Genomic DNA, 13,714 nt, shown 5'->3' on the forward strand with positions numbered 1-13,714 from the left:
AGCCTTAATTTACGTGCGCCAAAAAGCGGGAAAGAAGAGTACAAGAATAGTGAGTATTTCTAGTCGCCCCATTAACATTCCTAATCCGAGTATCCATTTTGCCAAGTCAGGTAACGGAGCAAAATTTCCAGTGGGTCCGATTATGTCCCCCATGCCTGGGCCGACATTAGCGACGGCAGTAATAGAACCTGAAATGCTTGTGATAGGATCTAACCCTATAGCGGATAAAGAGCCTGCAACAATGATTATTGTGGCAAAAAAGGTGATACCAAATGCGACCATTGAGCGGACTATATCGTCACTTACAGGGCGTTTATTGTAGCGTTGTACAAATATACCGGATGGATGGATTAACTTTAGCATTTGTTTGTTGAATAGCGTCATCGCGATTTGGAACCGAAATATTTTTATACCACCAGAGGTAGACCCGGAGCAAGCGCCTACTAACATTAAAAAGGCAAAGAGAACGGTAGGTAGGCCTCCCCATGCTGTGAAGTCCTCTAACCCATAGCCAGTGGTTGTGATAATAGAGACGATATTGAACATGGATACACGAATAGCATCCGATGTAGTGTAACCGTTATGTACAATTAACCAACTGGCTATCACCGCACTAGCGATGATAAATAATAAGGCAAATCCACGAACTTGAGCATCGAGATAGAGGGCGGTAAAGGTTTTGTTTCGCAATACGCTAACAAAAAGCAGAAAAGGTAAACCACCGAGAAACATAAATAATGTCGCAACCCAATGAGCGCCATTAGAAAAATGGTTCATTGAGCCATCCGATGTTGAGTAACCACCGGTGGATAGTGTCGTAAATCCATGATTCACCGCATCAAAGAAACCCATACCAGTGATTAAGTAACCAATGATGCAAGCTACCGTTAATGAAAGATAAACAGCAACAATATTTTTTGCGACGGTTTTTGCTCTAGGTGAACTTTTATCAGACCAATCGGATGACTCTGTCTGGAATAACTTCATACCACCAACATTTAACATTGGCAAGACTGCTACCGCCATGACAATGAAACCAATTCCTCCTAACCATTGAAGGGTTGAACGCCATAACAATATACTTGGTGCCATATTGTCTAGACCGCTTAAAACGGTTGAGCCTGTCGTTGTAATTCCAGACATCGTCTCAAAGTAAGCATCCGTAAAACTGATGTGGTTAATAAACACAAAGGGGAGTGCTGCAAATACGCTTGCTATCATCCAAACTAAAGATGTAATTAGAAACATATCTCTTACGCCAAGGCGGAAATGTTCGGTTTTACCGAGTGAAATACATAGAAATGCAGCGATATGCGTGATGACAACCGCTTTGCCAAACTCAAGAAAACCGTCAGTACCAGAAAAAAAAGCGACCAATGTTGGAATGTACATAAACAGGGCTAGTTTTGATAATACTAACCCTATAACAAACATAATTGGACGAAAATTAACCATGATAAACGCTTAGCCTAGTTATAAAAAGAACGGGCTAGGTTGGAAAAGCAGTTCAACGTCAGGAACATACTTTTTATCCACAAGAAACATAACAACGTGGTCATCTTGCTCTATCACCGTTTTGTCATGAGCAATCATTACTTCTTCGCCACGGACAATTGCACCTATTGTGGTACCAGGAGGTAGTTTTAATTGACCGATTGGTCTGCCAACAACCTTTGATGTCGTTTCATCGCCGTGCGCAATGGCTTCAATGGCTTCTGCTGCTCCGCGTCTTAATGATGATACGTTAACAATATCAGCACGTCTTACATGAGTTAATAGAGCAGAAATAGTGGCCTGTTGAGGTGAAATGGCCACATCAATATTGCCTCCCTGAACGAGGTCAACATAAGCGCCACGTTGGATGAGTACCATTACTTTTTTTGCACCCATACGCTTTGCCAACATGGCAGACATAATGTTGGTCTCGTCTTCATTAGTTAACGCGATGAAAACATCCACTTGATCAATGTTTTCTTCAATCAGCAGCTCTTGGTCGGCAGCGTCACCACAAAAGACGATGGTTTTTTCTAGTTCCTCTGATAATTTTTCTGCTCGAGCTAAACTGCGTTCGATTAGTTTTACACTGTAATCGAACTCTAATCGTTTCGCTAAAGAAGAGCCGATATTGCCTCCACCAACGATCATAATACGTCTGTAAGGTTTCTCGAGTCTTTGTAGTTCACTCATAATAGAACGAATATGATAGCTATCCGCTACGAAGAATACTTCATCATCCGCTTCTATTATGGTCGTACCTTGAGGTCTGATAGGTCGACCTTGTCTGAAAATAGCGGCGACACGCGTATCTATATGAGGCATATGATCACGCAGAGTGGAAAGTGCGTTACCAACGAGAGGGCCACCATAATAGGCTTTAACTGCCACCAAACTTACTTTCTTATCAGCAAAACTGACAACTTGCAGTGCGCCAGGGTACTGGATTAGACGCTCGATGTAGCTAGTCACGAGCTCTTCAGGCGCAATTAAGTGATCAACTGGAACGGCGCCAGAGTGGAAGAGTGTTTCTTTCTCTTTCAAATATTCAGGAGAACGAATACGAGCGATTCGATTGGGTGTATTAAAAATAGTGAATGCAATCTGACAAGCCGCCATATTGGTTTCGTCAGAGTTGGTCACAGCCACTAACATGTCCGCATCTTGAGCACCGGCTTCGCGTAACGTGTTCGGGTGACTGGCGTGTCCATTGACTACTCGTAAATCGTATTTATCTTGAAGCTCCCTTAAGCGATCACTGTTTTTGTCTACGATGGTGATATCGTTATTTTCACCCACTAAATTTTCAGCGAGTGTGCCACCAACCTGACCTGCTCCAAGAATAATGATTTTCATAACTGTGCCATCTCTTTAAAAAGCCAATATGTCGATGTTAATGCAAATAAAATAGTTTATTAGGCATTCTTTTTTAGTACGGCATAATAAAAGCCGTCCATATCTTCTTCTCCAGGGAGAATCTGTCTTCCCGGGCTTTCAATATCAGAGCCGATAAGCTCAGCGTTATTCGTTCTTTTTAAAAAATCAATTACTTGTTCACTGTTTTCTTGTGGGGTAATTGAACAGGTAGCATAAACCATTGTGCCACCTGTTTTAAGCTGCTGCCACATAGCGTCAATAATTTCACTTTGAAGTTGAGCTAAAGCCACAATGTCATTGGCGCGACGTAACCATTTAATATCAGGATGACGTCGAATAACGCCCGTTGCCGAACAAGGAGCATCTAGGAGGATGCGGTCAAATTTTTCACCTGTCCACCATTCTTCTGGTTTACGGGCATCTCCACATATTACTTTTGCACTTAGGTTTAGTCGGTCAAGGTTTTCATAGACCCTTTTTAGCCGGTATTCATCAGAATCTATGGCGACGACTTGACTGTTTTTTATGCGCTCTAATATATGAGCTGTTTTTCCACCTGGAGCGGCACAACAATCAAGAATGAGTTCATTTTCTTGTGGTTTTAAGAAGTCGACGGACAGCTGCGCTGCTGCGTCTTGAACGGAAACCCAGCCTTTATCAAATCCCGGTAGGTTGCTGACATCCGTTGGCTTTTCTAGCTTTAAGGCATTTCTCGCATGAGGGTGAATGGTTGCATTGATCTCTTCATTCTTTAATAAAGCTAAATATTCATCTCGACTGTAATGTACTTCGTTCACTCTTAACCACATTGGTGCCTTGCTGTTATTAGCCTCAATAATCGATTCCCAGTTACCAGGGTAGGCGCCTTTCAGTAGCTTAAGTAACCAACCTGGGTGGCCATATTTTCCCGCGTCATTGCTTACTGCGAATTGGTCTAATTCTTGTTGATTTCTTTGGTAACTTCTTAATACTGCATTGATAAGGCCGCTTAGGCTTTGTCCTTTAAGGTTCTTTGTTGCTTCGACCGTCTCGCCAACGGCCGCATGAGCAGGAATTCGCATAAAACTTAGTTGGTAAATACCAACTAACACCAAGTGATGAAAGACTCGTTTTTTTCCTTTTAAAGGGTTATCCATTAGTCTATTTGCAATGGTTTCGAGCCTTGGTAAGTAGCGAAGCGAGCCGTAGCAAATTTCCTGTAGTAATGCATGGTCACGTGGCTTTATAGTTTGTTGGGCGGCAGGAAGAGCAGTAGATAAAGATTGACCTTTATCTACGACTTGGAAAAGAACGGTGGCTGCGGCTGCACGAACATTCATTTTAAAAACCTAATTTCATTTTAACAGTAGTGATCGTTATAAAAACGGGCACATTAGTGTGATCTAAAAAGAAGAGGCTAGCGGGAAGTTAGCCTTAAATATCTGTCTTTAGAGTAATTGTCTACCTACTTCAAACCAACTACTGCGTGAGTTGAGGACATCTTGAACAGACATGGGTTTTTTCCCTGGAATTTGAATCTGTTCTAACACTAGAACATTATTACCAGTGGCGATATATATGCCATGTTTATCGGCTTGTAAGATCGTTCCAGCCTCTTTGTTGTTTTTGATGTTTTCGACTCTGCTACGCCAAACCTTAATATTGTTATCTGCAACACTAAAATAGCTCATTGGCCATGGGTTAAAAGCTCGAACGCAACGTTCAATTTGTTCTGCATCGAGTGACCAGTCTATCTTTGCTTCTTCTTTCGATAGTTTTTTTGCGTAATTAGCAAATGCATCATCTTGTTTTATAGGATTTGCTTTAGCGCCCGCGATATCAGACAAACAGTTAATCAGTGCACTCGGTCCAAGATCAGCCAACTTGTCGTACATTGACGCGCTTGTATCTGTTGCTTCAATTGGCAACACATCTATATTGAGCATATCCCCTGTATCTAGCCCAATATCCATCTGCATAATAGTGATACCTGTTTGCTCATCCCCAGCCCAAATTGAACGCTGAATTGGAGCGGCACCTCGCCAGCGGGGAAGAATCGAACCATGTACATTAATACAACCCAACTTTGGAGTGTCTAGTACCTGTTGTGGCAGTAACAAACCATACGCAACAACAACCATTATGTCGGCATCAAGGTTAATGAGTTGTTGTTTCGCCTCATCTGATTTGAAATTCTCCGGCTGAAAAATGGTAATATTATTTTCTATTGCGATATTTTTCACAGGGCTAGCGGTTAGCTTTTTACCGCGACCTGCTGGGCGATCTGGTTGAGTATATACAGCAATGACCTCGTGCTCCGAAGACAACAACGCCGCCAAGTGGCGGGCGGCGAAATCCGGAGTACCGGCAAAGACAATACGTAGTGATTGGCTCAAGGTAACCTCGTTGTTAATTGTTTTTTTCGTTGAAGCGTTTAATTTTTTCGAGCTTATCTTTAATTCGCTTACGCTTTAAAGGCGATAAATAATCAACAAAAAGCTTTCCTTCTAAATGGTCCAATTCGTGCTGAACGCAGATAGCTAAAAGGTCATATGCCTCAAAACTGAATTTTTCGCCATTGCGGTCTAATGCTTCTACCGATACTTCCGAAGCCCTTGGAACTAAAGCTCTTGCTCCGGGAACCGATAGACAGCCTTCTTCTATACCATCATCACCACGTTTATCAGTGATTTCTGGATTAATTAATACCATCGGCTGATCGCGAGAATCGGAAATATCGATAACGACGATACGTTGATGGAAATCAACCTGAGTTGCTGCAAGGCCAATGCCTTCTTCTTCGTACATGGTTTCAATCATGTCATCGACGAATTTTTGGATCTGCGGAGTGACTACCTTTACTGGTTTAGCGACAGTGCGAAGGCGATCATCCGGGAATGTTAATACTTCTAATACAGACATAAATAACTCTAAAAATTGAACTGTGTCCAAACCGCGAAACGGTGAATAACGCAATTCTAGACATTTAATAGATCAAATGACAGCATCCTGAAATCTCTATATTCAGGAATAAAAGCCACGATCTGACTATTTTACTCTTTTTTTACTCGAATTTAGTATTTTTTTAGTCTCTTTTTTTTTTGTATACCAGCCCGATCTAAATCTGCTCTAGAGAGAGGTTATTAATGTGTGAAAAAACGCTTTCGGCATGGTTAACACTTAGTTTTACTCCTTATATAGGTAGTAGTAATTTCAGTAAGTTAGTTGCTATTTCTTCTCCGGAGAATATCGTCAATTATTCTCGAAAAGAATTAGAATATTTAGGGTTAAGACCACAACAGATAGATTACATCAAACGATATGCAGCGAAAGATGTGGATTATTGTCTTGCATGGCAACAATCCGCTTCTTCTAATAGCGTTATGACTTTAATCGATAATGATTACCCGGAACTCCTAAAACAAATTGCGCTACCTCCTCCTATCTTGTTTATAAAAGGGGATGTTGATTGTCTGTCTGAACCACAAATTGCCATCGTTGGAAGTCGAAATGCGAGCGTTGATGGTTTAAAAAATGCGAAAGCTTTTTCTGGTGACTTAGCTCGTAAAGGAATAACGATTACTAGTGGATTAGCATTGGGTATTGATGGTCATGCGCATGATGGTGCTCTAAAAGCGGGAGGAAAAACAATTGCAGTGCTTGGTTCTGGTTTAGAGCGTATTTATCCAGCTAAGCATCGTGACCTTTCGGAAAGAATTATAGAAAATGGTGCTTTGGTGTCGGAGTTTAGACCTAATGGGTTACCTAAACCTGAAAACTTCCCTCGTAGAAATAGAATTATTAGTGGACTGTCATTGGGTGTGCTTATTGTTGAGGCTGCGCAAAAAAGCGGTTCGTTGATCACGGCAAGGTATGCAAATGAACAGGGCAGAGAAGTATTTGCGCTACCAGGTTCTATTCATAACCCTCACGCCAAGGGAGGAAATTCTCTAATAAAAGAGGGAGCAAGTCTTGTTCAGTCTTCAAGTGATATGCTTAAGGAGATAGACAGTTTGTTGAACTGGTCGATTAACAATCAAAGAGAGCTATTTTCTACTGAAGATGAAAAAGAGCAATTGCCATTTTCGGTACTCTTGGCTAACGTAGGGGGAGAAGAAGCTGTATCGGTTGATATTTTGGCACAGAGGACCCATATCCCAGTGAATGAAATTATGATGCAGCTTCTGGAGCTAGAACTTCAGGGGCATGTTGCATCTGTATCTGGCGGTTATATTCGAACGAGGAGGGGTTAGCTATGATGGACATCTTGATGTATCTGTTCGAAACCTACATCCATAATGATGCAGAGTTAATAGTCGACCAAGACGAACTTGAAGATGAGTTACTAAGGGCGGGTTTCCACCAAGAGGAGATCTATAAGGCGCTCGATTGGCTCGAAGATTTGGCGGCGCTTCAACAGAGTGATCAGCGTTCTGCGATTGCAAAGGGCGCGTCAACCTCTACAAGAATCTACACTGAAGACGAAAAATGTCGCCTTGATGTTAAGAACAGAGGTTTTTTACTCTTTTTAGAACAGGTTAATGTGTTAACAACTGAAACTCGAGAAATGGTCATTGATCGAGTTATGGGATTAGAGACACAAGAGCTATTACTTGATGATTTAAAATGGATCATTTTAATGGTGCTATTTAATGTACCTGGGAATGAGAATGCGTATACGCTTATGGAAGAGTTACTCTATACCGCAGAAACGGGCATATTACACTAAACGAGATCTTCAGGGTATGTATGAGCGGAAAGATAAATAACCAGCTGTTTGAAGCACATGAACATGCACTAGAGCATGATTCTTGCCCTTTATGTGGAGATACGCATGGAGGAGAGCTTGCTCTTCGACATGGAAAATCAGGACGATTTCTTGGGTGTACTCGCTACCCCGATTGTGAGTGCATCAAGACGCTTCATAATAATGATGGACATATTGTTAAGCCCTTAGGTATCCCATGCCCTGAATGTGAAAACGAATTGGTTCTTCGACAAGGTCGTTACGGTATGTTTATCGGCTGTAGCGGGTATCCTGAATGTCATCATATCGAATCACTTGATCAGCCCAGTGAAGAAGATACAGAGTCGTGTAAGTGTCCTGATTGTGCTGGAGGCCATCTTGTTGAGCGAAAATCTCGTTTTGGAAAGATTTTTTGGGCTTGTGACAATTATCCCGAATGTAAATTTGCGGTTAATCAACCGCCTAAGAATGGTAAATGTGAAAACTGCGGGTATCCTCTTTTAGTTGAAAAAAACACCGCTAAGGGAGTTGTCGGTCTTCAATGTGCCGAGCGAAAATGTCAGCATATTCAAAAAAATTAACGGCGCAGATAGCACCGTTTATTCTTTTAGTTTCCGCTGTGCTCTAGTTTGATAGCGTAGTGTTTGAGGGCAGGAAATGAAACCTCATCCAGTATCTCTGATAGAGTAAGTAACTGCTCACTTAGCTCATAGTAATTGTCAGCACTGACATTGATGTGCCCCATCTTTCTTCCCGGGCGTTTATCTTTGCCATACCAATGAATATGGCATGCTTGTTCTTTTAATACTCCCGTTGGAAGCGAGTCTTCACCGAGAATATTTATCATCGCTGTTGGTCGAATTAGATTGGTGCCACCTAATGGTAGTCCGCATACCGCCCGTAGATGATTTTCGAATTGGCATACTTCTGCGCCTTGCTGAGTCCAATGTCCCGAATTGTGTACCCGCGGGGCGATTTCATTGACTAGCAATTTACCGCCTACATCAAAAAATTCTAAAGCGAGTACCCCAACATAGTCTAATGTCTTTGCTACGTTGGTAAACATTTGCTTGGCTTGTGATTGTAGGGCTGAGTCGATTATTGCGGTAGAAAGAGATAAAACACCATTGGTATGGATGTTTTCCGCAAGTGGATAAACAGCAATTTTGCCATCTTTTCCTCTGGCTCCTACTAGAGAAACTTCACGATCAAATGGTATAAACGCTTCTGCAACGATAGCTTGGTTTGGAGATTCAGCGATGCAAGATTTTACTTCGGGCCAAATATTGTCTGCTTCTGACTGATTCTTGATTCGCCACTGGCCTTTTCCGTCATAACCACCGAGCGTACTTTTCAAAACCATGGGCATACCGACTATTTCGATAGCTTTTGCAAAGTCCTCATGAGTCTTTACTACGTGGTATTTAGCGTTGGCTACACCAGCTTTATCTAATAAGGCTTTCTCTAGTCTACGGTCACCACCAATCTTAATGGCGTCAGTACTAGGTAGAAACTTTCCACTTGCTTGGCAAACATCTAAAATATTATGCGGAATATGCTCAAATTCGGCTGTGATAACATCGGCTTGCTCAATAGCGTTTTCTAACCCGTGGCCAAGTAGTGCTTGAGTCAGAGGGTGGACAATATTCTCACTCGTCACATCAAATGCAGAGATTTGAATATCGAGAGGAGCTCCAGCTAGTGACATCATTCTGGCCAATTGGCCAGCACCCAGTACAAGAACGTGCATTAGTATTAATCCTCTGCAGGGTTAGGGTTTGCCAAAATGGTTTCGGTTTGCTCTTTGCGAAAAGCCTCCACCTTTGCCATTACCGCTTCATCATTCGTTCCAATGATTTGGGCTGCGAGTATACCTGCATTTGCTGCACCTGCTTCGCCAATCGCCAACGTTCCAACCGCAATACCTTTTGGCATCTGGACAATCGATAATAGTGAGTCCATTCCTTTTAATGCACGGGATTGAACTGGGACACCTAATACTGGTAAGCAAGTGAAGGCCGCTGCCATACCAGGAAGATGAGCAGCACCACCAGCGCCCGCAATGATGACTTTTAGTCCGCGTTCTTTTGCGCTGTTTGCATAGTCAGCTAATAGCTGCGGAGTCCGGTGAGCCGAAACGACTTTTGTTTCGTAAGGTACACCAAATAGATCTAACATTTCAGCAGCAAGTTTCATGGTGGGCCAATCTGATTTAGAACCCATAATAATTCCGACTTTCATCGCTAACTCCTACAAATTAGTTCATTCATTATTAGTTGATAATTTCCGCGCATTATAAGGTTAAAATGGCACAAGGAAAACGTTTGCGTCAGTTATTTTTAAATAGTCATTAGCGGCTTAGCATAAGAATTTGTACACTAAGATGAGTATAGGGGCTATAAAGTAGAAAAATGAGTAACTTTAACCAAGTAATTGAAGCATTAATTAGTGGCAACGTAATTGCCTATCCAACAGAGGGTGTTTTCGGTGTTGGTTGCGATCCAGACAATAATGAAGCAATAAACAAGCTTCTCGATGTAAAAAAAAGAGCCGTAGAAAAAGGACTTATATTAGTTGCGGCCTCCTACGAACAGCTTGCTCCCTACATTGACACCTCTTCATTGAGTACTGAACGATTAATTGAAATTAAAGAATCGTGGCCGGGTCCAATTACTTGGGTTATGCCTGTTAGTCACCTGACATCTAATCTCGTTACGGGTCAGTTCGATACAGTGGCGGTTAGGGTGACAGATCACCCGTTGGTTCAAAAAATTTGTATTGCGTTTGGGAAGCCAATTACCTCGACAAGTGCGAACCTGTCGGGGCAACCAGCGTGCATGACGACAGAAGAAGTTAATGCTCAACTTGGGAATACTGGTGTTATTGTGTTAGAAGGCAATACTGGAGGTAGAAATAAACCTTCAGAGATAAGAGACGCATGTAGTTCTACAATATTAAGACATGGATAGCGGTATCTACAGCGATTAAAGTTGTATTAATATAGAGATAAAATAGTATCTGCGGTGAAAAATTATGTCTACAGTGAATAAAGAGCAAGTAAAATCATTTTTGTTAGGATTACAAGATAGCATCTGTCTCCAAATAGAACAGGCAGACGGCGGAGCCACATTTGAGGAAGATGCTTGGAAAAGAGAACTTGGGGGGGGAGGTCGAACTCGAGTTCTTAGAAATGGCGCTGTATTCGAACAGGGAGGAGTGAATTTCTCTCATGTTTATGGTGAAAAAATGCCAGCCTCTGCTACAGCTCATAGGCCAGAATTAGCTGGTCGAAAATTTGAAGCAATGGGGGTCTCACTAGTTATCCATCCTAAAAACCCCTATATCCCTACATCTCACGCTAATGTTCGATTCTTTATTGCAGAAAAAGAAGGAGAAGAACCCATCTGGTGGTTTGGTGGAGGGTTTGATCTGACGCCTTTTTACCCCTTTGAAGAAGATTGCATTCAATGGCATAAAAAAGCGAAATCTATTTGTGAAGTGTTTGGACAAGATGTATACGCCAAACATAAAAAGTGGTGTGACGACTATTTCTATTTACCGCATAGAGATGAAACGCGTGGCATTGGTGGTTTGTTTTTTGATGACCTGAATCGATGGGAGTTTGATAAATGCTTTTCCTATATTCAAGCCGTAGGTGAAGGGTTCACTTGTGCCTATCTACCGATAGTAGACAAAAGAAAGTCAATGGAATATGGCGATCGTGAACGCCAGTTTCAGCTATATAGACGTGGACGCTACGTTGAGTTCAACTTAGTGTACGATCGGGGTACGCTATTTGGATTGCAAAGTGGAGGACGGACAGAGTCAATACTGATGTCGATGCCCCCATTAGTTAGATGGGAATACGATTTTCAACCAGAGGCCAATAGCGCAGAGGCGTTACTCTATAGAGAGTATTTGAAGCCCAAAGAGTGGGTTTAAGTTATTGGCTAAGCGAACTTGAAATGGTAGGGTCATCTTAGATGGCCCTTTTTATTTATTACAGTAGGCATGGATATGGCTGGTACCACTGATAAATACCTCGTATTTGGCAACCCAATTTCACAAAGTAAATCTCCCTTTATCCATACTCTGTTTGCGAGACAAACTGCGCAGAACATGGAGTATTCAAGCTGTGGACCTGAAGTTGGTTGTTTTTTAAGCGCCGTGGCGCGATTCTTTAAAGAAGGAGGGAGAGGGTGCAATATTACGGCACCATATAAGGAAGAAGCATTTCAATTTGCGGATAGGCTGACTAAACGTGCGGAATTGGCTGGTGCGGTCAATACGCTTAAAAAGCTCGATGATGGTCAGATTATCGGTGATAATACTGATGGTGAGGGTCTTGTTCAGGATCTAATTCAGTATCAAGTGCCATTAGAAGGTCGCCGTATTTTGTTACTCGGCGCTGGTGGTGCTGCGAGGGGAGTGATTAAACCTTTATTAGATCAAAAACCAAGTCAGCTTACCTTAGTCAATCGAACATTCGAGAAAGCAGAACAACTTGCACAAATATTTACACCTTTCGGTAATGTCACTACAGAATATATAGATGAAATAGATAGTCCATTTGATGTGGTTATCAATTCAACTTCTGCTAGCCTATACAAACAAGTTCCGAATATCAGCCCTAAGATTTTTGGTGCGAACACCGTCGCTTATGATATGACCTATAGTGCTGGGATAACCACCTTTAACCAATGGGCAAGGGATAATGGTGTTGCACAGGTTTATGACGGGCTTGGTATGTTGGTTGGTCAGGCGGCCGAAAGTTTTATGCTTTGGCGAGGGCTACGCCCGGGAACCAAACAAATACTAAGAGAGCTTCGAAAAAACTTGGAGGGCCAGTAATGAATCAATCGATATTGTTCTCTGATATTCAAGAGTGGAATGACAAACGAGAAGTCGTAGAATTTACTGCGCAACAAGCAGGTTTATTAATAAAATGTACTATCTCACGACAACGGCTGACAGTGATATCAGGAACCAATGAACTACATTCGGATATTATTTTAGATGTTTTTTCTGAGTATCGATTCGATATTGAAGAAATAGCCGAAGAAATGATCGAGGACGAACGCTTTAACGACCTCGATCAAGTTGAAATTATTTAACAGGATTGACGTGTTCTAAATAGTCGTTTTTATTTGCTACATAGTTGTCTGCTGATTTCTTTAAAAAGGCCAGTTCTTGTTGTTTCAAAGGACGGGCTTGTTTAACTGGGCTGCCGACATAGAGATAACCACTTTCTAATATCTTCTTTGGTGGTACTAGGCTACCTGCCCCAACCATGACATTTTCCTCTATCGTGGCACCATCTAAAACAATGGCAGCCATACCGATAAGTACACAATCATTAATTGTGCATCCATGTAACATTACCTTGTGTCCAATGGTTACATCGTTTCCTATGATGAGTGGGTGACCCTTGGGATTGTCTTCTGACTTGTGGGTAACATGTAATACACTGCCATCTTGGATATTTGAGCGTTGACCTATACGAATATGATTAACATCGCCTCTAGCTGACACAAAAGGCCAGATACTCGAATCATCTCCAATCTTTACATCACCAACTAAAACTGAAGTATCGTCTATATAGACGGAGGTACCAATTTCAGGGTGTATTCCTTTAAAGCTTTTCAATTTGCTCATCATTTATCCCTTTTATTTACTTATATAGAGTATATGCAAATAGTAAAGTTAGTAAAACTGGCCTTTAGTGGATAAAAACTGTCCAAACAGTAAATAAATCGTAAAAATCCTAAAAAAGGGGTTGCCAATATCCTTAAGCTCTCTATAATGCGCCAACACTGACACGGCACACCCCACAAGGGTTGGCGCCCAATGTCAGTTAGGTGAACAGCCTAGCGAAACGAAGTTTACTCTCATTTTTTCTAAAGTGAAAAATAAATAAAAAAGTGTTTGACACTTCACGTGAAATCGCTAGAATGGCCGCCTTGCTTAAGGCAGACCTTAACGGGAATATCGAAGCAACGCTCTTTAACAATTTAAACCTATATCAATCTGTGTGGGCACTCGTTGATGACAATCGAAGATGATTCTCTGCCTTAGGGCACGAAATCAACAACGGTTTCAATGAACTGAGTGACCTAA

Annotated in this window: 15 protein-coding genes; 7 read left to right on the top strand and 8 right to left on the bottom strand. The window is 41.8% G+C overall.

Features of this window, described 5'->3' with window-relative positions; genetic code table 11:
* Positions 1 to 9 precede the first annotated feature (9 nt).
* The 5 genes from AACW90_RS20920 to def form a co-directional block, all read right to left on the bottom strand.
* Positions 10 to 1,455, bottom strand: coding sequence for a TrkH family potassium uptake protein (locus AACW90_RS20920; RefSeq protein ID WP_390238459.1), 1,446 nt, complete (start codon positions 1,453 to 1,455; stop codon positions 10 to 12).
* A gap of 18 nt (positions 1,456 to 1,473) precedes the next feature.
* A complete protein-coding gene (gene trkA / locus AACW90_RS20925) occupies positions 1,474 to 2,850 on the bottom strand; it encodes a Trk system potassium transporter TrkA (protein WP_275135178.1) in 1,377 nt (458 codons plus the stop codon).
* Between the two features lie 59 nt (positions 2,851 to 2,909).
* On the bottom strand, positions 2,910 to 4,190 hold the full coding sequence (rsmB, locus tag AACW90_RS20930) for a 16S rRNA (cytosine(967)-C(5))-methyltransferase RsmB (RefSeq protein WP_390238462.1): 1,281 nt from the start codon (positions 4,188 to 4,190) through the stop codon (positions 2,910 to 2,912).
* Between the two features lie 108 nt (positions 4,191 to 4,298).
* On the bottom strand, positions 4,299 to 5,246 hold the full coding sequence (gene fmt / locus AACW90_RS20935; protein WP_390238464.1) for a methionyl-tRNA formyltransferase: 948 nt from the start codon (positions 5,244 to 5,246) through the stop codon (positions 4,299 to 4,301).
* 13 nt (positions 5,247 to 5,259) lie between these two features.
* The gene (def, locus tag AACW90_RS20940; RefSeq protein WP_195704710.1) at positions 5,260 to 5,772 is read right to left on the bottom strand and encodes a peptide deformylase; all 513 of its coding nucleotides are present in this window, start codon (positions 5,770 to 5,772) and stop codon (positions 5,260 to 5,262) included.
* Positions 5,773 to 5,996: 224 nt separating this feature from the next.
* On the opposite strand from def, the gene dprA reads away from it, so the two are divergent.
* From dprA to AACW90_RS20955, 3 genes are read left to right on the top strand one after another with little or no spacing between them, the layout of a single operon-like run.
* On the top strand, positions 5,997 to 7,103 hold the full coding sequence (gene dprA / locus AACW90_RS20945; protein WP_390238468.1) for a DNA-processing protein DprA: 1,107 nt from the start codon (positions 5,997 to 5,999) through the stop codon (positions 7,101 to 7,103).
* 2 nt (positions 7,104 to 7,105) lie between these two features.
* Positions 7,106 to 7,579: a DUF494 family protein gene (locus tag AACW90_RS20950; RefSeq protein WP_275135174.1), complete on the top strand. Its 474-nt coding sequence runs from the start codon at positions 7,106 to 7,108 to the stop codon at positions 7,577 to 7,579.
* 20 nt (positions 7,580 to 7,599) lie between these two features.
* Entirely contained in the window at positions 7,600 to 8,178 is a 579-nt protein-coding gene (locus AACW90_RS20955; RefSeq protein WP_390238471.1) for a topoisomerase DNA-binding C4 zinc finger domain-containing protein, read from the top strand.
* A 26-nt stretch (positions 8,179 to 8,204) separates the two neighbouring features.
* Here the strand turns inward: AACW90_RS20955 and AACW90_RS20960 are convergent, their stop codons facing one another.
* The gene (locus tag AACW90_RS20960) at positions 8,205 to 9,347 is read right to left on the bottom strand and encodes a 5-(carboxyamino)imidazole ribonucleotide synthase (protein ID WP_390238474.1); all 1,143 of its coding nucleotides are present in this window, start codon (positions 9,345 to 9,347) and stop codon (positions 8,205 to 8,207) included.
* 5 nt (positions 9,348 to 9,352) lie between these two features.
* On the bottom strand, positions 9,353 to 9,838 hold the full coding sequence (purE, locus tag AACW90_RS20965; protein WP_390238477.1) for a 5-(carboxyamino)imidazole ribonucleotide mutase: 486 nt from the start codon (positions 9,836 to 9,838) through the stop codon (positions 9,353 to 9,355).
* Positions 9,839 to 10,008: 170 nt separating this feature from the next.
* Between purE and tsaC the strand changes: the two genes are divergently transcribed.
* From tsaC to AACW90_RS20985, 4 genes are all read left to right on the top strand, one after another.
* Entirely contained in the window at positions 10,009 to 10,566 is a 558-nt protein-coding gene (gene tsaC / locus AACW90_RS20970) for an L-threonylcarbamoyladenylate synthase type 1 TsaC (RefSeq protein WP_390238480.1), read from the top strand.
* Positions 10,567 to 10,630: 64 nt separating this feature from the next.
* On the top strand, positions 10,631 to 11,539 hold the full coding sequence (gene hemF, locus AACW90_RS20975; RefSeq protein ID WP_390238482.1) for an oxygen-dependent coproporphyrinogen oxidase: 909 nt from the start codon (positions 10,631 to 10,633) through the stop codon (positions 11,537 to 11,539).
* A 75-nt stretch (positions 11,540 to 11,614) separates the two neighbouring features.
* Positions 11,615 to 12,448 carry a shikimate dehydrogenase gene (aroE, locus tag AACW90_RS20980; protein WP_390238484.1) on the top strand — a complete coding sequence of 278 codons (834 nt, stop codon included), beginning with the start codon at positions 11,615 to 11,617 and terminating at the stop codon, positions 12,446 to 12,448.
* Complete coding sequence (locus AACW90_RS20985; RefSeq protein WP_390238487.1) at positions 12,448 to 12,711, top strand: DUF1488 family protein; 264 nt, start codon at positions 12,448 to 12,450, stop codon at positions 12,709 to 12,711. The genes aroE and AACW90_RS20985 overlap by 1 nt, the downstream gene beginning before the upstream one ends.
* On the opposite strand, the gene AACW90_RS20990 is transcribed toward AACW90_RS20985, so the two are convergent.
* On the bottom strand, positions 12,704 to 13,252 hold the full coding sequence (locus tag AACW90_RS20990) for a gamma carbonic anhydrase family protein (protein ID WP_390238488.1): 549 nt from the start codon (positions 13,250 to 13,252) through the stop codon (positions 12,704 to 12,706). The two genes, AACW90_RS20985 and AACW90_RS20990, sit on opposite strands and share 8 nt — an antisense overlap.
* Positions 13,253 to 13,714 lie beyond the last annotated feature (462 nt).

The sequence above is a fragment of the Vibrio frigidus genome (assembly GCF_042465995.1).
GTDB lineage: Bacteria > Pseudomonadota > Gammaproteobacteria > Enterobacterales > Vibrionaceae > Vibrio.